Here is a 23,107-nt window from a genome sequence, read left to right as displayed (position 1 = left end):
CCATAATAATTTTAAATCTCTAATTTAAATTACTTATTTATTGCAACAAATCTTATTAAAGATTATTAAGATAATCAAGAAAAAATATTAATTCCTTGATTATCCAATTCAATTACCATCTTCTTAATGTGCTCAAGTTTCCTAACAATTTCTTCGGATAAACTCTCAGCTTGAGATAAAAAATCTTTAGCTTGTCTTAAACTACTATCATTACGATCCTCTACCCTAAATATAATCAAAATTTCAGCTGCGAACTTATTAATATTTAAACAAGGGATATACACTTCTTCCCACAACTGTCTAATAGCATCATTCTTAGGAGACAATCCCTTATAAAACAAACCAAAACCATGCTTGGAAGCATCAGTTTGAATAAATATTTCTCTTTGTCCTTCAACAATTGCCCTCAAATTATTAATCCAAGAAAATTGCTCTGAGACAATAAATTCTAGCTCTTTTAAAAATTCATCATTAGAAAGCATAAAAGTATAAGAACTAATCAAAGAATCACAGTTCCTTGAATAATAGGCCATATTAGCATCTATGCTCTCAAGATTTTCAAGCAAAGAAGAAAACTCCGCCTGACTTTTTAAAAAGCGTTTAAATATACTTTCAAGATAATTAAGCTGTTCAAGAATCTCAGCAAAGAACTTATCAATATCAATCTGCAAATCCTTAAGGTTATGAGAAATTAAATCTTTAGAAACCTCCTCAATTTCCTTTACAGAAATCATATTCATAACACCTTTTGCCTGATCAGAAAGTCGCTTAATCTCATCTGCAACAACTGAAAATCCTTTGCCATATTCTTTGGCCCTTGCAGCTTCAAGCTTTGCATTAAGAGAAATCATATTGGTAGCACCTAGAAAACTACTTATTGTTTCTAAGCTTCCCTGAATTCCAACAATAACAGAAGATATTTGATTTAGTTTTTCCTTGTTATTTTTACTAAGATCACTAAAAATAATACTTATCTGATCACGAGCATTATTTGTAATCTTAACAAGATTGGAAAATATATGGTCAAAATCCTCTATCCTAGAAAACAAAATTCTTTGTAATGACTCAAATCCTACTTTTAAAGTAGTAATGGAAGCCTTGGTATGATAAAATCCCTTTAACATTTCCTTAACAGGAGCTTTATATTCATACGTGCTTAAATCTTTTTTGTCATTATCAACATCATTTAAAAGGCTTGAATCAAAAGATTTTTCTTTCTTTTTTTTAAAAAACGAAAATTTTTTCATAAAGGGATTCTACCATAAAAATTTTTTTTTGAATAGAGACACTAGTACTTAATTTGACACATTATTACAATTTTAATATCAAATCAAATACATTGATAAACAAAAAAATATTTTTACATTTAAATAGTAAAAATTAACACTCTGAAATAAATTTAAGCTTTTACCTTAAACCATAAAACCATCTAAAGATACAAATCATTCTCCCTATTTAATTAAATTAACAACTAATATTAAATTTATTTACTTCTTTTTTACCAAAGAGTACCGCCCACTAACTTCATTATACTCAAAAAGAACATCTCTGTAAGAAAAAAAACATAAGAAAATATCAATAAACTCTTCTAATTTAGCTTTAACTTTTGGCAAGTTAAAATCGTTGTCAAAATTAAAAATATCGTCTGATTCTGCTGCAAATAATTTATCATCCTGTTTGAGAATAACTTTTTTGGGTTGCCAAAAAAGAACATTGTTTTTTGTGTCCTGAAGAAAAAATCTTTTAAGTTCATAATTAAGATCAACTTGATCCGTTTTTGCTTCAACAATCCCAACAATAACACATCGTTCATGATCAACTCTTTTAATCAAAACAGCATCCGTAAGCACAACCCTATCACCAACTTCAAGAGCAAACTGTTCTTCTATCTCATATTGTTTATTAAAAGGAAGATTTGCAATTTTTCTAAAAAGATTAAGTAGTATATACTTAGTACTCATCTCTTTATTGCTTATTTTAAGACATCTAATTTTCATTCTATACTTAAGCTCATCAAAAAAATATTTAACCAACCTTTTCATTAAAATTGTTTTTTTAATGTCTTCTTCTTTCATTTAATCCTCCTAATAAAAATTGCAAAAAATTAAAACTATTATACAAATATAATAAAATCCTAATCTTATTAAAGAAATCAAAATATTTTATTATATACTAATTATAATTAAATCATTGCCTAAAATGAAAGGAAAAATTATGTTAATCAAATTTATGTTCTCAAATATTAATCTAATATTAATAGCTAGCATGACTTTATCTAAAATATTGTTAGAAATAACATACCGAAAAATATTATTAAAAAAAATAATTGGCAATGTCCGCACATTAAATTTTCAAAACAAACAATACAAAATAATTGTTATTTCTGTTTTGGCTTTAAATCATTTATTCCAAAGTTTTTTAATTAACACTCTTATTAATTTATTCAATAATTTAATAACTTTAACTAATAACTCTCTTGGAAACTTAACAAGTCTAAATTACAATATATTATCTGCAATATTAATATCAAGCATAATTTGGCTTGCATTTAGCTTCCCCAGAGCAATAAGCGATACAATCTATGAAAAAATGCCTTTTAATTTAGCAATAGCTAATGCTTTTTTTGACCTTTTAATAATAATATTACTAACCACATTCTCTAAATTATTTTTAAGCTATAAAATATTGCAATTTGAAAACACTACAAACATTAATTTTGAAAACCTACCCACTCACTGAGTAAATAAATAAAGCCTTAAAGACAAGCTTTAATTAGTCCTAAAAATAACTTAGCCGGATTTTCTATTCTTGTAATAAGCTCTGGATGGAATTGACAAGCTACAAAAAATTTATTTTTAGGAATTTCTATTAATTTTGCCATTTTAAAATCACTTGAAAATCCAGATACTAAAAGTCCATTTTTTTCAAACAAATCTATATAATCATTATTAACTTCATACCTATGTCTAAATCTTTCAATTATCCTCTCTTGGCCATAAAGCTTAAAAGCCATTGTATTCTTTTTGAGAATCACAGGATATCCTCCAAGCCTCATTGTAGCGCCCTTATATTTAATTCTTTTTTGATCGGGAAGCAAATGAATAACAGGATTTTTTAAAGGCTTATCTTTTACTATATTTTCTTCAGTATCAGCATCAAGTATTCCACAAACATTGCGAGCAAATTCTATTACAGCAAGCTGCAAACCAAGACAAATTCCAAGAAAGGGAATATTATTCTCACGAGCATATTTAATAGCAACAATTTTCCCCTCATATCCTTTACCTCCAAAGCCACCAGGGACAATAATGCCGTCAAACTCTTTTAAAGAGTTCTCATTTAAATCATTAGAATCAATTAGGGTGCTTTTAATAAGGAGATCCAAATTAGCTCCAACATGAACTAAAGACTCTCTAATTGAGGCATAAGAATCATCAAGCTCAGCATATTTACCACAAATAGCAATATTAATAATTTTTTTAGGCGCAAAAAAATTAGATTTTATAACTCCTACAAGCTTTGAAAGCTCTTCTATTTTTGGATCAACCTTAACATTTAACTTAGAACTTAAAATCTCATGTACCCGTTGTTTGTAAAAAGATATAGGAATTTCATAAATAGTAGAAACATCAACATTGTCAATAATAGAAGCACTCTCAACATTACAAAACATTGCCACTTTTTTCCTGATTTGATCTGTTAATACTTGGGAACTTCTAGCAATAATTAAATCGGGGAAAATACCTGCTTTATTTAAAGTTTTAACACTCTGTTGGGTGGGCTTAGATTTTTGCTCATTAATTCCGGCTGGACTTGGCACATAGGTTAAATGAACAAAAGCAATATTACTACTTCCAATCTCTTGTCTTATTTGCCTTACTGTCTCAACAAATAAAATATTTTCCATATCTCCTACAGTTCCACCAATTTCAATTATCAGCATTTCAGCATTCTCTGAATCTGCAATCTGAAAAATTGTAGACTTAATCTCATCAGTAACATGGGGAATAAGTTGAACTGTTCTTCCCAAATATTTACCCTTTCGTTCATTTTCAAGTATCTTTTTATATATTTTGCCCATTGTAATGTTCCAACTGGACTTCGCATTAAGATTTAAAAATCTCTCATAATGGCCAAAGTCCATGTCAACCTCTCCTCCATCATCAAGAACAAAAACTTCTCCATGCTCAACAGGATTAATAGTCCCAGGATCAGTATTTAAATATCCATCACATTTAATTGGGGTAACCTTAAAATCATATCTAAACAACCTTGCAATGCTTGCCGATGTAACTCCTTTACCAATTCCAGAGATCACGCCTCCTGTTATTACCAAAATCTTTAAGTTTTTTCTCATGTACACTCCAAAATTAAACCATTAAATTTTAAACCAATTAAGCTTAAACTCAATAAGAACACATAAACTGAATATAAAGAATAATTACTTGCATTAAATAAACAAAAACATTAAACCAAAATCAAAATTATTAATGCTTAGTTATAAAGCTATTTATAAACCCTTGTTCTAAGTTTTTTAAACTATTTTAACTATGGTTAATAAAGCAATATAATGAACCTTTGGTTAAATAGTAATAATTAAACATTGCTAAAAAAACTAAAAATCCCACAATAGCAAATAAATTGCTTTTCTTCCTAATACTTCCAAACTCTACTACCTTAAAATATGAAGCTAAATATAAAAAAAAGCCGAAGCTATAAACCATTTTTAAAAAAAAGTCACTTAAAAATCTATCAAAAGAAAAAATTAAATCTGAAGAACATGGTAAATATTTAAAACCCCTATAAAGAAAAGATGTGAAAAAAAACAACAAAACAATACTCCCTAAAAAGAATATCAGAACCTTAACAAAAGGATGTGTTTTAAAAGATATTCTAAAAAACATAAAAACTGGAAAAATAAATAAAAAATTAAAATAACGAAAAAAGAAAAAATCAGAAAGATATCTTAGTTCTAAAAATACAGCATCCTCGCTTCTTAAAAAGAATACATTATCTAAAAATAAAAAAACATTAACTCCCAAATAATAAAAAAATATTAAAATCAAAGGCAATGCAAATAAATATTTAATTAAATTGAAAACATAATGCTCAAAAGTTGAAACGGGCAAAGATAAATAAAGAATATTTCTAAAAGGATCATGAATTACTTTGTAATAATCACACATAGCAAACATTGATATAATTAAGGTTAAAATAAAAATTTTAGGAGCAAAAAATCTTAAAAAATCGGCTACTAAAAAATTAAAATAAAATCTAACAAGCAAATAAGATATAAATATCATTCCTAAAATTTGAATTATTAATAAAATATAGAATTTCTTATTATAAACAAAATCAAAATAAAATAAATTTAAAAATCTTTTCAAGCTAAACATTTTTTATTACCTCTCCTTTTTATTTTCAGTAACATATAAAAAGAAAAACTCAATATCAACAACTTCAGCTCCATTACTGCTCTCAAAATAAAGCGCCTTAAACCCATCTTTATTTTTTTCATAATACAATTCATTTCCATTCAGTTCGCTGATAATTTTAATTTTATAATTTTTATTAATATAAGATACTGAATTGGAAAAAAGAATTGACTTTTCCCCAACAATAATTAAATAATCTACAACCCCTGCCAAATCCCTTACATTGTGACCTGTAATAAAAATGATTCTATCATTTAAATTAGAAAATACATTTCTAAAAACATTTTTTGAAACAATATCAAGACTATTTGTTGGCTCATCAAACAACAAACAAGAAACATTTGTAGCTAGAGAAAATGCAATAATACTTTTTTTCTTTTGTCCAAAAGAAGCTGAAGACAGATCAAGAGAAATATCAAGATTAAAATCTAATAAATATTTTTCAAAATCTGCCTTATTAAAATTTGGATAAAATCTAGATAAAGCCTTGCTATATTTAGATAAAGACAATCTGGGAAGTGAAAATTCTTCAGGAACAAAGAATAAATTTACCAAACTCAAGGGATCTCTTGGGAAAGTCGCTAAAGAATTAAATAAAACTTTCCCCTTTAGTGGCTCCAAAAGTCCACTTAAAAGTTTAAGCAAAGTTGTTTTTCCAACTCCATTTTTACCAAGAAGCAAATAGACTTGAGGGGTCTCAATGTTTAAATTTAAATCTGCGTAAACTTCTTTTTTCTTATAGGAAAATTTTACATTAACAGCCTCAATAGCCATAAATACTCCTTAATATTAAAGGTCAACTAAAAATTAATTAAACCCAAAACATAAACTCAATTTTTTATAAATAACTTATAAATAAATATAGAAAAATTTACATAAAGCCTTGAGCTAAAATTCCAAATTTTTAGCATAATCCTAGGCAAAATTTGAATTTCGTTAAATCCAAAATTCCTTGCATATTCATAACAATCTTTAAATTCATAAAATCCTTTAATTTCATTAAGAACAGAGATAAGCTTTTCTTTGTAAGCACTATAAACAAGCTTATCAGCAATATTCCAACTAATAATATAAATTTGCTTAAAAGAAATAAAATAATAAAATTGCAAGAAAAATCTTTTATACAAATGTTGATATTCGTTAAAAATACCCTCTTTTTTCAATAAAGCTTCTATTGTGTTAAGAGATAATTTAGCTTTATGTAAAACGCTAATAGAAGAACTCATGCTTCCCATTCTTTGGAAATTAGTATAAAAATAATTATTTACAAAAGAAACTCTAGAGGCTTTTAAAAAAATTTGCATAACAAAAATTATATCTTCAAACACTACATCTTGCTGGCGAATATTATTTTTCAAAATTAATTCTCGTCTAATCAATTTATCCCATAAAGTTCCAACAACAAAATTTTTCCTTCCAAAAGTTGCATAAACAGTTAAAAGTAAATTTTTAAAAGCCTCTTTACCTGTTAATGGATAATTAGGAAAAGGAAGTAGAGATTTTCTTTTTACATTTATTGCAAGAAAATAAACATAAAATTGGGAACAAACAATATCAGAATTATCTGCCTTTGCCCTATTATATAAAACTTCAAGCATAGTGCTCTCAACGGAATCATCACCATCCCAATAAACAACATACTCGCCTTGAGCCTCAGAAAGCCCCCTGTCTCTAGAAGCAAAAAGCCCCATATTTTTTTGACTAAAAATCTTAATAAAGCTATACTTACTTGCATACTTTTCTGCTATTTCTAAACTATTATCATAAGAACCATCATTAATTAATATAATTTCTTTATCTTTTAATGTTTGATTAACAGCGTCCTTTATTATTGTATCAAGAGTCTCAGCCGAATTAAAAAAACAAATAATAACAGAAACTTTATACTTATGCACAATATCCTCCAAAATAAAAACTGCTAAGTAAAAGCAAAGCTAAAACACTTAACAACAAATTCTTTTAATTTTTTGCATAACAATTAAATTGTAATATATAATTAACAAGTTTTTATTGTTTTAAAATTATTTTTAATGAAAAGTTTAGCAGAAATTGATATATTATTAAAAGCAAAAAATTTAAAAAAATTAACCTAAGTAAGGAGCTTGAATGCTTGAAATAATAAGTCTTGGGGGAGGAGTAATAAATTCAAATCAAATCAACATAGAATTCATTAAAAAATTTAAAAACTTTGTTTTTAAATGGTTGCTGGAAAATGAAAAAAGAAAAATTATTTTAATAGTTGGTGGCGGAAAAGTTGCAAGAGAATACCAAGACGCATATAAAAAAATCAACCCTGATTTCAAAGTTTGCGAGCTTGATGAGATTGGAATAATGTCAACAAAGTTAAACGCAGAATTTCTATGTAAAGTAATGAGTCCCTTTTGTAAAGACAAAATTGTAACCAATCCTTTAAAAAATTTTTCTTTTAAAGGAAGAATACTAATTGCTTCTGGCTGGAAATCGGGATTTTCAACAGATTACATTGCTGTAAAATTTGCAGAAAAATTTAACAAAAAAGATATTATAAATATAACAAACGTAAGTCAAGTCTATGATAAAGATCCAAAAAAATTTAAAAACGCAACAGCTTTTAAAAAATTAAATTGGAAACAATTACAAGACATTGTGGGCCAAAAGTGGAATCCAGGCTTAAATTTGCCTTTTGACCCAATAGCAACAAAGCTTTCTTCAAAACTTGGACTTACTCTTTACATAGTGAATGGAAATAATATTGGAAACCTAGAAAAAGTTTTTAACAAAAATAATGATTTTTTTGGCACTGTTATAGTAAAATAAAAATTAATGCCGGTATGGCGGAATTGGTAGACGCGCCAGACTCAAAATCTGGTGAAGGCAACTTCGTGTCGGTTCGACTCCGACTACCGGTACTTTAATAACCTCTTAGAAATTTCAAAATTTACCTAACATTAATGCGCAATAATTAATTATTTTAAATTAACTGCTTTTTATTATTAATAAAATATTTAGCATTATTAAAGCGGGAATAAAACATGCGCTTCGATACACTACCTTTATTCTAAAACAACATATTGAAAATTATTTTAATTTATAAAAAACTTTAAAGTCTACAAATTAACTACAAATAAAAACTTAAAATATCTTTGAGATTGTTTTCATTAAAGCTTCCGGATTAAAAGGCTTAACAAGCCAACCAGTAGCACCCGCTTTACGCCCTTCATCAACCTTAGATTGCTCAGATTCAGTGGTAAGAACAAGTATAGGAACAAAGCTCCCAAATTCTCTTATCTGCTTTATAACACCAATTCCATCTAAATTGGGCATGTTGATATCTGTAATAACAAGATCAAAATCTTTATCCCCTTGCCCAACTGCTTCTTTAAACTTTAAAACCCCCTCTAAACCATCTTTTGCTTCTGAGACTCCAAAACCGTTTTGCTCTAAAATATAAGCAACGCTTTGCCTTATTGCCCTATTATCATCAATAACCAAAATTCTTTTTTTCATCTAATTTTCTCCTAAACCCTTCTCAAAAAGTATATAAAAATTAAAACAAAATTACACTGCCTTCATCAAAGGAATGAATATCTTTAGCTTCCTCTATCAAAGATAGTAAGTGTTTTTTATGAACAAACAATGTAAATCGATTAGCAATTCTATTGATAAATTCTTTATCTTCAATTTCAACAAATTGAACTCCAACTTTAGATAATTCCAAATTAAGATTAAAATTTATTTTGCTTTCCATGTCGATTAAAAAGTTGTTTATATCCAAAAGAGAATTTTTTAGATTTCTAACATTGTAGACTTCTAGTTTCATTTCTTCAAATATTTCCATAAATTCAATTGAAAAAACTTCATAAGACAAAATATTATCAATAGCTATGTTCTTAATATCAAGAATATCATTTTTAATTTCCATAAATAATTTTTTAAATTTATTAAAATAATTTTTTTCAAGATAAAATCTATTATCATAATCCTTGACAACTTTTTCAAGAAAAAATATTATTTGATCTAAAAATTCTATTCCCTTGGTAATATTAGAATCAATTTCTTTGATAATTTTAGACATTTCTGAAATATTACCTTCCATGGCTTTAAGTTCCAATCTTTTGACAACTTCTATCTTTGACGCTATATTAATATTTTGAAACCTAGCAGAAATAGCTGAAATATTTGAAAACATTAACTCTAATGATTTTATAAGCTTAACCTGTTCATAATATAAATTCAAAAAATTAGAATTGTTCTTCTCAACATCATCAATTCTTCTAAGCAGATCAGACAAAATACTAGAAAATTGTTCTATTATTTTAGGAATATCTATGTATAAGGAATTATCAGACCTTAAATCATTAATAGTTTGAATAGAATTAAGAGAAGCATCAATAAATTGCTCAAAAGCAGTATAATTTTTTTCAAGTTTTTCAAGAACATCTTTTACTATAACTTTTGATGTATCAGTAAAAACTGATAAAATTTTTAATTTTTGAATCTCACTTATATCTCTAAATTTAAAAACATCAATATTAGAATACATAATGTTTAAATGTTGCAAAGATTGAGTTAGCCTGTCTTGGAACTGAAGATAAGAAATAGAATTTACAAGTTTAAACTTAAATTCTAATAAAACTTTTAAAATATCATCATAAAGAGCAATAACGCTTCCTATTCCATCTGAAAAGGCATCTATTTTTTTCATTAAATTATCTCTAAATTCTTCAAGAATTTTATTTTCAGCCGTATTGCTTTCATATACTTGATTTTTAGCTCTATCTAAACCAATTTTAACCTCACGACCCTTACTAGTAAGTTGATCTGCCTGTTTAATCATAGATTGGGTTAAAACCTTAATTTCACTAGTAATATAAGAAAAAGCTCCACCGGCTTTACCAGCTCTCATAGCAACTGTTAACGTATTAATAGACATTATTTCCATATCAAGAGAACTTTTTTTCATCCTTTCAATAACATCTTCAAGTATTTCTATGTCTTTAACCTTGCTCCTTATTATGCTAAATTGAGATTCAAGAGAATTTGTTGAAGAATTAAAGTAAGCAACAAAATCGTCTAATGCTCCTATAATTTTAGCTATAAAATTATTCAAAGATGCATCATTATCAAGATCAAGATTAGAAATTAAGTCAATACTAAAAGATAAATCCTTAGAATCTTTAGAAATTTTTTCTATTAATTTAGGAATTAATTTACTTAAATTTGAGTAAATATGCCTTGAAGTCTCATCAAAAGCTTCAAGCTTGTCAAACAAAGTGGTCAAATAGTCATTGGCATCAAAAAAACCATTATTACCATTATCCATTACTAAGATCTCCTTAGAACATGATCGGCTATTTTATTTAAAGGAAGAATTTTGTCTATAGCTCCTATTTTTATAGCTTCCATTGGCATACCAAAAACAACAGATGTTTCTTGATCTTGGGCAATAGTATAAGCACCATTTTTTTTCATTTCAAGCATACAAATAGCACCATCATCTCCCATACCTGTAAGGATAACTCCAATAGCATTAGAGCCCGCATACATTGCAGCAGACCTAAAAAGCACATTTACAGATGGCTTATGTCTACTAACAAGAGGTCCATCTAATAAATTTACAAAATAATTTCCACCGCTATATTTTACAATCAAATGATAACTCCCATTAGCAATTATTACAAGACCTGGACGAAGAATGTCTCCATCTTCAGCTTCTTTAATGTCAATACTAAACTCATTGTTTAAGTTTTTTGCAAAAGATCTTGTAAATCCTCCAGGCATATGTTGAACAATAATAATTGGAGGAGAATCTTTTTTAAAAGACCTTAAAAAAATTCTTAAAGCCTCCGTGCCGCCTGTTGAAGAGCCTACAACAATAATTTTACCAGTTTTGCGCTTATTTATAAGGCCTTGATATTTAATAACAACATCGGGATCATTTTTGGGAGCAAAATTAATAACATCAGAAACTCTATAACTTTTCCTTACACTTAAATCATCTAAACTATTTTTTTTCAACTCTACTTTAGAATTAATGGAAAAATTAGGCGCAGGAATCCTTTTAACTTCAAAAGAAGATATTAATTTATTTTTCCCTAAATTTTTTAACTCCAGCTTTATTAAAGCTAAATACTTGCTACGGAATAAATCAACTGTAAGCTTAAAATTAAGCTTATTTATTATTAATTTAACCTTTTCTTTACTTTGCTCAAGACATCCGAAATTTGGAAACATTTCATTTTGTGCAATAAATACAACTGGAAGAGATATATTATTAAGAACATTGTTCAAAGCATTCCCAAAATTAGATCTTGCAGTATTCTCATCAATAATAACCAAATCTGGAAACTTTTGTAAAAATACATTAATTAGATTTGAAGAATTAAAACCAGCATTCAATATCTCAACATCATCATCTTTAGAAAAAGCTCTAACAAAAATCTGCTTTATAAGACCTTGAATATCAATTACTAATATCTTCATTGTTATATTTTAATATTTTTACCTTAAAACCAAAAATCTGTATTTTAAGATTTTTTATCTAATAAGCTTAGTTATTGCGTCTATATCAATAACTAAAGCCAAACTTCCATCACCAAGTATAGTAGCCCCAGAAACCCCTTCTACTCGAGAATAAATCTTGCCCAAAGCTTTTATAACAGTTTGATGTTGGCCTAAAACTTCGTCAACCACAATGCCCATTCTTCCACTATTTGTGTTTACAACAACAACTTGCTCACTCAAACTCTTCTCGCTAGAAACCTGAAAAAACTCTCTAAGACGAATAAAACTAATCATACTGCCCCTATAATTCATTACATTGCTTTTACTCTCAATCCCATCCATTTGAGAAATTAAATTATTAGATTCTAAACAAGACTCAACATTAGAAAGAGGAACAATAAAGTGTTCATCTTTTACTCTAACAAGCCAACCTTCAATAATAGCTAAGGTCAATGGAAAAATTAATTTAGTTCTAGTATATTTGCCAAACTCACTTTCAAGTACAACATTTCCTCTTAAAGATTCAACCTGTTTCTTAACAACATCCATACCAACCCCACGCCCTGATATATCAGTAACGAAACTTGCAGTTGAAAATCCAGGCTCAAAGATCAGATTATAAACATCAACATCTGACAAAGTCTTAGCAACTGAGTCAGAAATTATATTGCGCTCTATAGCCTTTTTGAGTATTTTATTCCTATCAAGCCCCCTCCCATCATCTTCAATACTAACAATAACAGAATCTCCAGATTGACAAGCTGAAAGCTTAATAATACCCTTAGGATCTTTACCTAACATTTCTCTCTCTTGAGATGATTCAATTCCATGATCTATTGAATTGCGAATTAAATGAACTAAAGGTTCATTAAGCTTTTCAATAATGCTCTTATCAAGAACAGTATCGCCCCCATAAGCACGATAAACAATTGACTTTCCAAGACTATTAGATAAATCTTTTACTATCCTTTGAAATTTTACAAACAAAATCTCAATAGGAACCGTTCTAAGCCCTGTTGTATAATCCCTAAGCTCATTAATAAGTAAAGAAAATTCTGCTGATATTGAATTTAAAATATTGCTACTCCTATTTTCAGCCTCTTTTGAAAGTTTTGATTGTATTGTAACAAGTTCTCCAACAAGATTTACTAAATGGTCAAGCTTTTTAGAATCCACTTTAATACTAGCAATATTAACTTTGCTTCTAGCAGTATCATCTTGAACATTAGATCTATTTTTATCCCCATTGAAAAAGGATTTCCCAACAAATTCCGATTTTTTAAATGAAAAATTAGTAGAATCTTTAGTATATTTGTCCAAGTGAAATAAATTAGAATTTTTGGGCTTTAAAGTATTTCCTTTATTTGCTTCAAAACGCTCATACAATTCCTGAATATCAATTTTTGATTGAGAATCTAAAAATACAAAAATATCTTCAATACTCTCTCTACTCTCTTCTGTATCTAGCCTTATCTCCCAATCAACATAAACATTGTCAGGAGAAATAAGCTCTAAATCAGGAATATTGTCTACTTTGGCTCTAACATATCCACTGCCCAAGTCAATCAACTTGCTTAATAAATTTATAGGCTTGTGCCCATGAAACAAAATGCCTTTAGCAGGAGAAAAAAGAATTTTGTAACTCTTAAATTCAGATCTTAAGGCCTCATCATCAAATTTATTGTCTGGATTTACTTTAATAAGCTCTTCTAAAACAGAAACGTTATCAGACTTTGAAAAGTCATTTTCTAAAGTTTCTTGAAAGGCTCCATTAATATTAGAAGTCTCAAGAACTTTTTTAATTTCGTTTACTAAAAACTGCTTACGCTTATTAAAGTCAATCTCAGAAATTGCCTCATCGCCTTCAATAAGTTCTCTAATAAAATCAACTGCCATTAAGGTAGTATCAATAGCGGACTGATTAAAAGTAGCCCTACCATCTTTTACAACATCAAGAACTGTTTCTATTTCATGAACAAGCGATGCTGTAAAATTAAAACCAAACATACCAGAACTTCCCTTTATGGTATGTAAATTCCTAAAAATAGAATTAATAATGTCTTGATCTGAGCTTACCTCAAGATTAAGAAGTGCCTGTTCAATATCTGAAATATTTTCTATTGATTCTTCCTTAAAGGAATTCTTAAATTTATCAATAACATCGCTACTATCCATAAGCTTTCCTTAAATCTAAAATCCAACTAAATTAAGCCCCAAATCAAAGCTATCAACATCTTCAATATCTACCAAAAACCCACCATATATTAATGAACTTAAAACCTCATCGGATGGATACTCAATTTTTACAAATAAATTTTTATTCTTAGCATATTTATTAGATGCATACAAAATTTGTATAAAAGTAATATCTATTTTTTCAACATTTGAAAGGTCAATAGTAAGAGTATCTCCTTCTTTCATCTTTTTAAAAATATTCAACAAATCTTCTTTTACTTTAAAAATACTATTTATTACAAGCTCTCCTTCCGGCCTATAAATCATGATTAAAACTCCTATTGCTGTTGATATTCAGGATCATATATTGTTGTATTTCTAAACTTAGAAAGCTCTCTAACGTCAAACAAATTTTCTACATCTAAAATAATAATAAACTTATCATTGCTCTTGCCAATTCCTGAAATAAATTTTGAATTAAACCCTGATCCAATCTTAGGAGCATCATCAATACTAAATGGATCTAATTCAAGAACTTCATTAACATAATCTACTAAAATTCCAAGATTAAATTCATCCCCATCGCAAACTAAAGTCAATATAATAATATTTGAAATATCAATTCCCTTATTTCTCTTATTATCATCCTCATTAACAATACGATCACTCATTCCAAATTGCTTTCGAATATCAATTATTGGAACGATTTTACCCCTATTATTTATTATTCCTGCCATATAATTAGGAGTTCTTGGGATTTTTGATATCTTAGTATATTCCAAAACCTCAACAACATATTTAATCTCAATGGCATAAAGTTCATCCAAACTAAATAAAAGATACTGACTTAAAGAATCTTGCATATCTGAATCCGTGCTCATAAAAGCCCCTTTAAATGTAAATGTATTAAATGTAATTTAAATCGCAAATAGAATACTAATACCAAAATTAATATTACCTCATATATTAATAAATACAAATTAGAAATTAATAAAATTTAATGCCTAATAAACAATAAAAGACTAATTTTAAAAGAGATTCTACCTTATAATTTAGATAGATATAAAGTTGCAGTTTAATTTAAATTCCACATAAAAAAGTGAACACAATGCTAAGTAAAAGCAAAATAATCAGATTATTAATAATTATTACATTGTTTTTCAATGTTGAAAATATTTACACAAACGAAAAATTCAAAAACAGTACAACTGGGCAAAAAACATATAGCCTAAACCCAAAAACCAAAATAAAATTTGGCCTCATTATGCCTTATCCTACTGCAATAGAATTTAGCATTAACAACTTTGATATTGGAATAGGAGTAACGATATTAAGTGTCTCCGAATTCTTCCCAAAATCACCAGCAGTATTGCTATTTAAAACATATTTTGACTATATATTTTTAAATTTAAGAATTAAAAATTCAAATTTTATCTTTTTCTTAGGATCTGGACTATTTTTTGAAATAGGCAAAATTACAAATTCAAAGTTAACACATGTTTTTTCTGGGATTACTTACAAAATTGGAGTGGGTTTGCCATTAGGAATAATATATGAAGCTTATTATGACATTATTGAAATTATAATAAAAACAACACCATCAATTTTTATTGGTCAATTACCCAATGGAAATTTAATATTCCCAATAAAAGGCAACTTCTCTATTGGAATAAAAAGCTCTCTTAAAATCTAGTTTACACTTTTTATTTAGATAAAATAGATAAAAAAAATTATTGAACTAAATTTGCTTTAAAAGCTAAATTTTACACTTAGGAGGTAACAAAAAGATGAAAACAAAAATAATTATTATGTTGATTATTATTTCATTAATCCCAATGTCAGGATTTGCCAATTCAAAAGGATCTGCAAGGGGTCAATTTGGAGCAGGAATCATACTCCCATTGCCAATTGCTCTGCATATTAATATGGGAAGCTTTGATCTTGATATTGGTCTTTACAGTGGAGTAAATAATTTGTTTTCAGACTGGAGAACACTGTTTGTAGCATTGGACTACATTTTTTACATATATACATTCCCAGGAGCTGCTAATATTTTGGATTTTTCAGTCGGAGCTGGAGGATATGGAACAATATGGTTCTCAAGATTTGGCGGCAGCAAATCTGGTTCTGGGCCAATGAGCATTGGAGCAAGACTGCCTTTGGGTTTAAATCTTGCAGTATTTAGAAGAAAATTCGACATATTTTTAAGAATAGCACCAGGACTTGGAATGAACATTTGGAGCAATGGAGTTGGCTTTAGATGGGAAGTATTTGCTGGATTAGGATTAAGATTCTGGTTTATTTAATAAAAAAATTTTTTAGAAAAAATAATTGTTAAAAATCAAACTGCTCCAAAAAGCTTAAATACAAAATTTAAATATTAAAGAGCTTGTTTTTATTGTTCTAAAGTTAGAAAATAAATATAATAAAACAAAGTTTGGGAGAAAATGATGAAAAAAATCTTCATATTATTCATCATGGTTGCAAGTATATCTACAAGTGGTTTTGCAAGAGATTCATATTTAAATAGAGGAATTGGCTTTGGAGCAAGTATTGGAAATCCAATTATTAACTTAATAATGTCATTTCCTTTCATTGACTTTGAAATAGGCTATGGCGGTAGCAATGGAATAAATTTATCAGGTCTTAAACTTGAATCTAAATTTTATGATTTTAATGTATTAGCAATAGCAGCACTTGATTTCATTTTTACAATATATTTGATGAAAAATTTAAACTTAGGAATTGGTATAGGAGGGAATCTAAGCCTATCATCTCACACATCCAAATTAATAAATATAGAATTGGGATTTGGAATAAGAGCTCCAGTGGCTATTTTTTACGACATTACAGAAAATTTAGAAATAGGTATAAAAATAGCACCTTCAGTAGAATTTGTTTCAAATACAAGATCTCTTGCACATTACAGAAGCTATGCGGGCATAAAATCAAACATTGCTGGGGGAATATTCGCAAAGTACTATATATAAATCAGCATGCTGATTTATTAAATTTATTGCCAATCACTATGAAAAAACTCACCTCGTTTTGAGTCTAATCTTTCAAAAAAATGGGCACCAAAAAAGTCTCTCTGCGCTTGTATTAGGTTAGAAGGAAGATAATTAGTAGAGTAAGAATCTAAAAACGAAAGACTGGCATAAAATGCCGGCAAAGGAATTCCAATTTCACTAGCCTTTGAAACTATTCTTCTCAATGATTTGTGATTCTTTTTCAATAAATCTAAAAAATAATCATCAAAAAGCAAATTAATAAGATGAGGATTTTTATCATAAGCTAATTTAATTTTATCTAAAAAACTGCTACGGATAATGCAACCTTCTCTCCAAACTAAAGAAATTTTACCCAAATTTAAATCCCAACTATAATTAGCAGATGCGGTCTTAAGCATCATAAAACCTTGAGCATAAGCTACTATTTTTGAAACTAAAAGAGCATAATAAAGATCTAAAATCCAATCACTAAGCTCAAACTCAAAAGAAACAGTATCCATCTTAAGTAAATCACTAGCAATAACCCTTTCGTGTTTTAACCCTGACATAAATCTTGACAAAACGGATTCAACAATCAAATTTACAGGCATATTAGATTCAAGAGCGTCAATAGATGTCCAAACACCAGTACCTTTTTGATTTGCAATATCTAAAATCTTATCAACTAAATATTCATTATTTTCTTTATATCTAAGAATCTTAGAGGTTATTTCTAGTAAATATCCCGAAAGATCGCCTTCATTCCACTTTTCAAAAACTTCAGAAATTTTCAAATTATCTAAATTGAAAGCTTTTTTCATGAAAAAATAAACTTCGCTGATAAGCTGCATATCAGCGTATTCCACCCCATTATGTATCATTTTAACGTAGTGCCCAGAACCATTCTCCCCAATATAAGCCGAACAAATATCGTTGCTTTTAGTTTTAGCTGCAATTTTATTTAACATAGGCTCAAGAATTTCATAGGCCGATTTACTTCCTCCATACATTAAAGCAGGGCCAAATCTTGCTCCTCTCTCTCCTCCAGAAATTCCAAGTCCTACAAAATAAATGTCCTTAGCAAATAATTCCTTTTCTAATCTCATTGTATTTTTATAATGAGAATTGCCACCATCAATAATTATGTCCAACTTATTCATAAAAGGCAAAAGTTGCTCAATAACCTTTTCTACGGCCAAACTTGTCACCATTAAGATAATTTTTCTTGGGAGTTTTAAGCTTTTCACAAAAGATTCAATATCTTTAAAGCCATTTATCTTTTTATGAGAATTTTGTTTAACAAAAATTTCAGTTTTTTCACTATCTCTATTGTAAACAGAAACATTAAAACCGTTATCAGCAATATTTAGAGCTAAATTACTACCCATAACACCAAGACCATAAATTCCTACATCCATTGCATTCTCCTTGATTCTAATTTTCTATTTGAAAGAAATTGCTTTATTTATTATTTTTAGATTATGTTATATTATAAAAAAAGTAAAGATTAAACTGAAAAGGAAAATTTGCATGAAAAAACAATTTGATACAGAAGTAAATGATTTACTTTATTTAATCATCCACTCTCTTTACTCCCATAAAGAAATATTTTTAAGGGAATTGATATCAAATGCGTCTGACGCTATTGATAAACTCAAGTTTTTAAGCTTGACAAATGAAAAATTCAAAAACATTGCCCTAGAGCCAAAAATAGAAATAACATTTGATGATAAAAGCATCCTAATTAAAGATAATGGAATCGGAATGGATGAGCAAGATTTAACTAATCATCTTGGCGTAATTGCAAAATCAGGAACTAAAGAATTTATTAATAATTTAAAACAAGATGAAAAAAAATCTGCTAGCCTAATTGGTCAGTTTGGAGTTGGTTTTTACAGTGCATTCATAGTATCAGAAAAAGTAGAAGTTACATCAAAAAAAGCATTAGAAAACGATGCTTATGTTTGGTCTAGCGACGGCAAAACAGGATATGAAATAGAAAAAACAGAAAAAGAAGAACCTGGAACAGAAATAAAGCTCTATCTTAATAAAGAAGGCTTTGAATATGCGAATAAATGGAAAATTCAAGAAATTATTAAAAAATATTCAAATCACATAAACTACCCCATTTATATAAAATACAACGAACCTATAATGAAGGACGGCAAACAAGAAGGAATAGAAGAAAAAGAAGAAAAATTAAATGAAACCACTGCTCTTTGGACAAAAAATAAAAGCGAAATTAAAGCAGAAGAATACGATGAATTTTATAAAAATACAACCTTTGATTATGAAAACCCATTGATGCATATTCATACAAAAGCTGAAGGAAATTTAGAATATACCAGTTTATTTTATATCCCAAGTAAAGCTCCTTATGATTTATATTACCCAAACACTAAACCTGGGGTAAAGCTATTTATAAATAGAATCTTTATTACAGATTCTGAAGGTAGCTTGCTTCCAAACTATCTAAGATTTATAAAAGGAATTATAGACTGCCAAGATTTGCCGCTTAACGTAAGTAGAGAAATTCTACAACAAAATAAAATTTTGTCTAAAATTAAATCATCTTCCGTAAAAAAAATATTAAGCGAGCTTGAAAAGCTAAGCAAAAAAGATCCCGAAAAATTTTCAGAGTTTTCTAAAGAATTTGGAAGATGTATTAAAGAGGGTGTTTATTCTGACTTTGAAAACAGAGAAAAACTTATCTCATTAATAAGGTTTAAGTCTTCAAGTGTAGATGGCTTTGCGTCTTTTAAAGAATACAAAGAAAGAATGAAAGAAAACCAAAAAAGCATTTACTATATAACAGGTGGGAAAGAAAATATATTAAAGGAAAACCCAATAGTAGCTGCTTATAAAGAAAAAGGATTTGAAATCTTAATCATGGACGATGAACTTGATGAAGCTATTTTAAATCTAATTCCAGAATACGAAGGCTTAAAACTAAAAGCAATAAACAAAAATGAAACTAGCAATGAATTAAAAGATGAAAATTTTAAAAAAATTGAAGAAGAGTTCAAAGATATCCTTATAAAAGTAAAAGAAATCCTTAAAGACCACGTAAAAGAAGTCAATCTATCAGCAGTATTAATAAAAGAGCCTTCAGCAATAATAGTTGACAGCAATGATCCAACTTACCAAATGCAAAAAATCATGATGTCAATGGGACAAGAAGTAAAAGAAATTAAACCAATACTTGAATTAAACCCTAACAATAAAATAGTTCAAAATTTAAAAAATCTAGAGCCTGAAAAATTAGAAAAAATAAGCATCCTCCTTTTTGAGGAAGCTTTGCTAACTTCAGGAATGCCTAGCAAAAACCCAGGAAAATTCATAAACATAATAAACGAATTTCTAGAAAAAGACTTGTTATGATTAAAAACAAAAGAGAGAGGGTTTCAACCTCTCTCTTTTGTTACTTTTTAACTCGCAACACCAAATCTTTACCCGCCGTAACAGGCTTTGTTTGAGATATTTTATGCCTAATTTCTTCTGTTAAAACAGTTGTTGACAATAAAATATATTCACTATCATTTTCAAGCTTTCCAAAAGAATATTCTATGCTTGAAACTTCATCAGAATTTGCAATAACAACCGGAGTAATAACAGATTCTGAATGCTCTTTTAAATATTCAAGATCAAGCCTAATAATAACCTCGCCTTGTTTAACATTAATGCCTTCTTCGGCAACTCTTGTAAAGCCTTTGCCATTTAAATTAAGAGTATTAATTCCAAAATGAACAAAAATTTCAACACCCTCTTTAGTTTCAAGACTAAAGGCATGATTAGTTTTAAAAATTTTACCTATTTTACCATCACAAGGCGCTAGCAATTCATTACTTGTTGGAAGGATTGCAATTCCATCGCCAACTATTTTTTCAGCAAACGCTTCATCAGGAACCTTATCAATTGACATAACTTTTCCACTAATCGGAGCAATCAAATCCAATGTAGCGGTTTTTTTAAAAAAATCTAAAAACCCCATAACTAATCTCCTATAAATTTATCAAAATAAATTAAAGTTTCTTGCTCAGAATTACTATTTAAAACTCTATTTGCCAACTCTTCCAATTCCATTATTGTGTATTTTTTAAGCAAATATTTAACTCTAAGTGTAGCGCTAGGAATCATGCTCAAAGACCTAAATCCAAGACCTACAAGAAGCAACGCTCCAGCATCGTCTCCTCCAAGTTCACCACAAACAGAGACATCAATCCCAGAACTAACTCCATCGTCAAGAACCTTTTTAATTAATTTCAACACAGCAGGATTATACTTGTCATATAAATTTGATATTTTTTGATTACCACGATCAACAGCTAAAACATATTGGGTTAAATCGTTAGTTCCTATACTAAAAAATTTTAATTTATTGGCAAGTTTAGAGGAAATTAACGCTGCTGAAGGAACTTCTATCATGCAGCCCACTTCCAAATTTTCATCAAAAGGCAAATTTCTAGACTTTAGGTTGCTTTTTGCATTATTGACAAAATATTCGATCGTCTCAATCTCTTCATATCTGGTAAGCATGGGTACCATCACTCTTATTTTCCCATAATGACTAGCCCTCAAAATAGCATTAAACTGTGCTTGAATCAATTCTTCGAATTCCTTATACATTCTAAGCGCCCTAAAGCCCAAAAAAGGATTTTCCTCTTTCTTAAAATTAAGATAAGGAATTTCCTTGTCTCCACCAACATCAAGAGTACGAATCGTTACAACCCCCTTTTTTTCCATCGTATCTATAACTCTTTTATAAGCTTCAAACTGCTCATCTTCTGTTGGGGGTTGTAAAGATTTCATATATAAGAATTCTGTTCTAAAAAGACCTATTCCCTCAACACCATATTTATTAACATAGGTAATATCAATAGGTGTTCCAATATTTGCCTTTAAAAGTACTTTTACGCCATCTTTTGTTTCAGCGTCTTTATCTTTTAAAGAAAAAAGCTCTTTTTCCATCTCTACTTGACGCAAAATCTTGCCTTTATAAAGATCAAGCTCATCAGAAGAAGGATTTTTGATAACAATAGAAGACATTGCATCAATAACTATCTTATCACCATCCTTTAACGCATCAATATCTAACAAAGTCATAACAAGAGCCGGAAGTCCCATTGTTCTTGCCAAAATAGCAGCATGAGAAGTTTCTCCCCCAACCGCAGTTAAAAACCCTTTAACATAATTTAAGTCAAATTGCATAGTATCAGATGGAGTTAATTCTTCGGTAACAAGAATAATATCTTTATTAATCTCAGAAAAATCGGTTACTTGGCCTAAAATGATAGAAATCAATCTATTCCTAATGTCCTTATAATCAGACGCTCTTTCCTTTAAATAAGGATCTTTATAATCTTCCACACTTTTAACCAAATTTTCAAACGCTAAATAAATAGAATAAGCAGCACTATAATTTTCTTTTATAATAAGCTCAATAACAAGCTCTGTAAATTCATCGTCCTCAACGATCAGCACTTGACCTTCAAAAATACCTTTTTTATCATCTCCAAATTGACGTACAGCTTTTCTCTCAAGATCCTTAAGCGCTTTAATTGCTTTTGATTTAGCTTTATTAAATTTTGATATTTCACTGTTAACTTGAGAAAAGTCGATTTTTTCTCTACTTACAATTTTATCAAAATTTTTCCTAATACAAAGAACTTCTCCAATGCCTATTCCTTTGGATATTCTTTTGCCCGATAAAGTCATAACTTAAATCCTTCTAAATTCATTCCTTAAAAGATTCGATAAGCTCTGCAAGTTGTGAAGCAGCAATCTCCTCATCCTCACCCTCAGCACATATCAAAAGCTTTTTACCCGATGACAATTCCAAAGTTTGAAGCCTAAACAAACTTTTCCCGCTAACAGACTTTCCATCGGACTCTATTGTTATTTCACTGGAATATTCTTTAGCTTTTTTTACAAAAGTTGATGCAGGTCTAACATGTAAACCGTTTACAGCCTTAATAATTGCTTCTTTTTTTACCATAAGTACAGAAACCCCTCATTATGAATATT

At 28.6% G+C, this 23,107-nt stretch carries 22 protein-coding genes and 1 tRNA gene; 7 read left to right on the top strand and 16 right to left on the bottom strand.

Annotated features, from left to right (window positions below):
- Nucleotides 1-74 precede the first annotated feature (74 nt).
- Together DB723_RS02880 and DB723_RS02875 are read right to left on the bottom strand one after the other, a co-directional pair.
- On the bottom strand, nucleotides 75-1,247 hold the full coding sequence (locus DB723_RS02880) for a methyl-accepting chemotaxis protein (protein ID WP_151552403.1): 1,173 nt from the start codon (nucleotides 1,245-1,247) through the stop codon (nucleotides 75-77).
- Between the two features lie 240 nt (nucleotides 1,248-1,487).
- On the bottom strand, nucleotides 1,488-2,075 hold the full coding sequence (locus DB723_RS02875) for a hypothetical protein (RefSeq protein WP_151552401.1): 588 nt from the start codon (nucleotides 2,073-2,075) through the stop codon (nucleotides 1,488-1,490).
- Between the two features lie 139 nt (nucleotides 2,076-2,214).
- Between DB723_RS02875 and DB723_RS02870 the strand changes: the two genes are divergently transcribed.
- Nucleotides 2,215-2,739, top strand: a complete 525-nt coding sequence (locus DB723_RS02870) for a DUF1761 domain-containing protein (RefSeq protein ID WP_151552399.1) — start codon at nucleotides 2,215-2,217, stop codon at nucleotides 2,737-2,739.
- Between the two features lie 16 nt (nucleotides 2,740-2,755).
- Here the strand turns inward: DB723_RS02870 and pyrG are convergent, their stop codons facing one another.
- From pyrG to DB723_RS02850, 4 genes are all read right to left on the bottom strand, one after another.
- The gene (gene pyrG, locus DB723_RS02865) at nucleotides 2,756-4,357 is read right to left on the bottom strand and encodes a glutamine hydrolyzing CTP synthase (protein ID WP_151552397.1); all 1,602 of its coding nucleotides are present in this window, start codon (nucleotides 4,355-4,357) and stop codon (nucleotides 2,756-2,758) included.
- Nucleotides 4,358-4,544: 187 nt separating this feature from the next.
- Complete coding sequence (locus DB723_RS02860; protein ID WP_151552395.1) at nucleotides 4,545-5,396, bottom strand: hypothetical protein; 852 nt, start codon at nucleotides 5,394-5,396, stop codon at nucleotides 4,545-4,547.
- Nucleotides 5,397-5,402: 6 nt separating this feature from the next.
- Nucleotides 5,403-6,209: an ATP-binding cassette domain-containing protein gene (locus DB723_RS02855; protein WP_151552393.1), complete on the bottom strand. Its 807-nt coding sequence runs from the start codon at nucleotides 6,207-6,209 to the stop codon at nucleotides 5,403-5,405.
- 56 nt (nucleotides 6,210-6,265) lie between these two features.
- Nucleotides 6,266-7,342, bottom strand: a complete 1,077-nt coding sequence (locus tag DB723_RS02850) for a glycosyltransferase family 2 protein (RefSeq protein ID WP_151552391.1) — start codon at nucleotides 7,340-7,342, stop codon at nucleotides 6,266-6,268.
- 199 nt (nucleotides 7,343-7,541) lie between these two features.
- Between DB723_RS02850 and pyrH the strand changes: the two genes are divergently transcribed.
- Together pyrH and DB723_RS02840 are read left to right on the top strand one after the other, a co-directional pair.
- Nucleotides 7,542-8,231 carry a UMP kinase gene (gene pyrH / locus DB723_RS02845; RefSeq protein WP_151552389.1) on the top strand — a complete coding sequence of 230 codons (690 nt, stop codon included), beginning with the start codon at nucleotides 7,542-7,544 and terminating at the stop codon, nucleotides 8,229-8,231.
- Between the two features lie 8 nt (nucleotides 8,232-8,239).
- A tRNA-Leu gene (locus tag DB723_RS02840) sits at nucleotides 8,240-8,323 on the top strand.
- 223 nt (nucleotides 8,324-8,546) lie between these two features.
- Here DB723_RS02840 and DB723_RS02835 read toward each other — a convergent pair.
- Genes DB723_RS02835 through DB723_RS02810 form a run of 6 tightly spaced genes read right to left on the bottom strand, consistent with a single transcriptional unit; the run spans nucleotide 8,547 to nucleotide 14,974 of the window.
- Complete coding sequence (locus tag DB723_RS02835) at nucleotides 8,547-8,921, bottom strand: response regulator (protein WP_002557158.1); 375 nt, start codon at nucleotides 8,919-8,921, stop codon at nucleotides 8,547-8,549.
- A 40-nt stretch (nucleotides 8,922-8,961) separates the two neighbouring features.
- Nucleotides 8,962-10,737: a BB0569 family chemotaxis protein gene (locus tag DB723_RS02830; RefSeq protein ID WP_151552387.1), complete on the bottom strand. Its 1,776-nt coding sequence runs from the start codon at nucleotides 10,735-10,737 to the stop codon at nucleotides 8,962-8,964.
- Nucleotides 10,738-10,739: 2 nt separating this feature from the next.
- Nucleotides 10,740-11,897, bottom strand: coding sequence for a CheB methylesterase domain-containing protein (locus DB723_RS02825; protein WP_151552385.1), 1,158 nt, complete (start codon nucleotides 11,895-11,897; stop codon nucleotides 10,740-10,742).
- Between the two features lie 54 nt (nucleotides 11,898-11,951).
- The gene (locus DB723_RS02820) at nucleotides 11,952-14,093 is read right to left on the bottom strand and encodes a chemotaxis protein CheA (RefSeq protein WP_151552383.1); all 2,142 of its coding nucleotides are present in this window, start codon (nucleotides 14,091-14,093) and stop codon (nucleotides 11,952-11,954) included.
- 15 nt (nucleotides 14,094-14,108) lie between these two features.
- A complete protein-coding gene (locus DB723_RS02815; RefSeq protein WP_151552382.1) occupies nucleotides 14,109-14,420 on the bottom strand; it encodes an STAS domain-containing protein in 312 nt (103 codons plus the stop codon).
- A gap of 11 nt (nucleotides 14,421-14,431) precedes the next feature.
- A complete protein-coding gene (locus tag DB723_RS02810; protein ID WP_151552380.1) occupies nucleotides 14,432-14,974 on the bottom strand; it encodes a chemotaxis protein CheW in 543 nt (180 codons plus the stop codon).
- 227 nt (nucleotides 14,975-15,201) lie between these two features.
- Here DB723_RS02810 and DB723_RS02805 point away from each other — a divergent pair, with 227 nt between their 5' ends.
- The 3 genes from DB723_RS02805 to DB723_RS02795 all read left to right on the top strand — a co-directional run bounded on the left by DB723_RS02805 (nucleotide 15,202) and on the right by DB723_RS02795 (nucleotide 17,083).
- Nucleotides 15,202-15,786 carry a BAPKO_0422 family outer member beta-barrel protein gene (locus DB723_RS02805; RefSeq protein ID WP_151552378.1) on the top strand — a complete coding sequence of 195 codons (585 nt, stop codon included), beginning with the start codon at nucleotides 15,202-15,204 and terminating at the stop codon, nucleotides 15,784-15,786.
- A 94-nt stretch (nucleotides 15,787-15,880) separates the two neighbouring features.
- On the top strand, nucleotides 15,881-16,399 hold the full coding sequence (locus DB723_RS02800; RefSeq protein WP_151552376.1) for a DUF3996 domain-containing protein: 519 nt from the start codon (nucleotides 15,881-15,883) through the stop codon (nucleotides 16,397-16,399).
- A 144-nt stretch (nucleotides 16,400-16,543) separates the two neighbouring features.
- A complete protein-coding gene (locus tag DB723_RS02795; protein WP_151552374.1) occupies nucleotides 16,544-17,083 on the top strand; it encodes a DUF3996 domain-containing protein in 540 nt (179 codons plus the stop codon).
- A gap of 23 nt (nucleotides 17,084-17,106) precedes the next feature.
- On the opposite strand, the gene gnd is transcribed toward DB723_RS02795, so the two are convergent.
- Nucleotides 17,107-18,501: a decarboxylating NADP(+)-dependent phosphogluconate dehydrogenase gene (gene gnd, locus DB723_RS02790; protein WP_151552372.1), complete on the bottom strand. Its 1,395-nt coding sequence runs from the start codon at nucleotides 18,499-18,501 to the stop codon at nucleotides 17,107-17,109.
- Between the two features lie 112 nt (nucleotides 18,502-18,613).
- Here gnd and htpG point away from each other — a divergent pair, with 112 nt between their 5' ends.
- The gene (gene htpG / locus DB723_RS02785) at nucleotides 18,614-20,464 is read left to right on the top strand and encodes a molecular chaperone HtpG (protein WP_151552370.1); all 1,851 of its coding nucleotides are present in this window, start codon (nucleotides 18,614-18,616) and stop codon (nucleotides 20,462-20,464) included.
- 40 nt (nucleotides 20,465-20,504) lie between these two features.
- Here the strand turns inward: htpG and crr are convergent, their stop codons facing one another.
- Genes crr through DB723_RS02770 form a run of 3 tightly spaced genes read right to left on the bottom strand, consistent with a single transcriptional unit; the run spans nucleotide 20,505 to nucleotide 23,078 of the window.
- Entirely contained in the window at nucleotides 20,505-21,074 is a 570-nt protein-coding gene (crr, locus tag DB723_RS02780; RefSeq protein ID WP_151552368.1) for a PTS glucose transporter subunit IIA, read from the bottom strand.
- A gap of 2 nt (nucleotides 21,075-21,076) precedes the next feature.
- Nucleotides 21,077-22,798: a phosphoenolpyruvate--protein phosphotransferase gene (gene ptsP / locus DB723_RS02775; protein ID WP_151552366.1), complete on the bottom strand. Its 1,722-nt coding sequence runs from the start codon at nucleotides 22,796-22,798 to the stop codon at nucleotides 21,077-21,079.
- 19 nt (nucleotides 22,799-22,817) lie between these two features.
- Nucleotides 22,818-23,078, bottom strand: coding sequence for an HPr family phosphocarrier protein (locus DB723_RS02770; RefSeq protein WP_151552364.1), 261 nt, complete (start codon nucleotides 23,076-23,078; stop codon nucleotides 22,818-22,820).
- Nucleotides 23,079-23,107 lie beyond the last annotated feature (29 nt).

The organism is Borrelia maritima (genome assembly GCF_008931845.1).
Lineage (GTDB): Bacteria > Spirochaetota > Spirochaetia > Borreliales > Borreliaceae > Borreliella > Borreliella maritima.
Note: the sequence above shows the minus strand (reverse complement) of the source record. Positions and strands in the feature narration are given on the sequence as shown.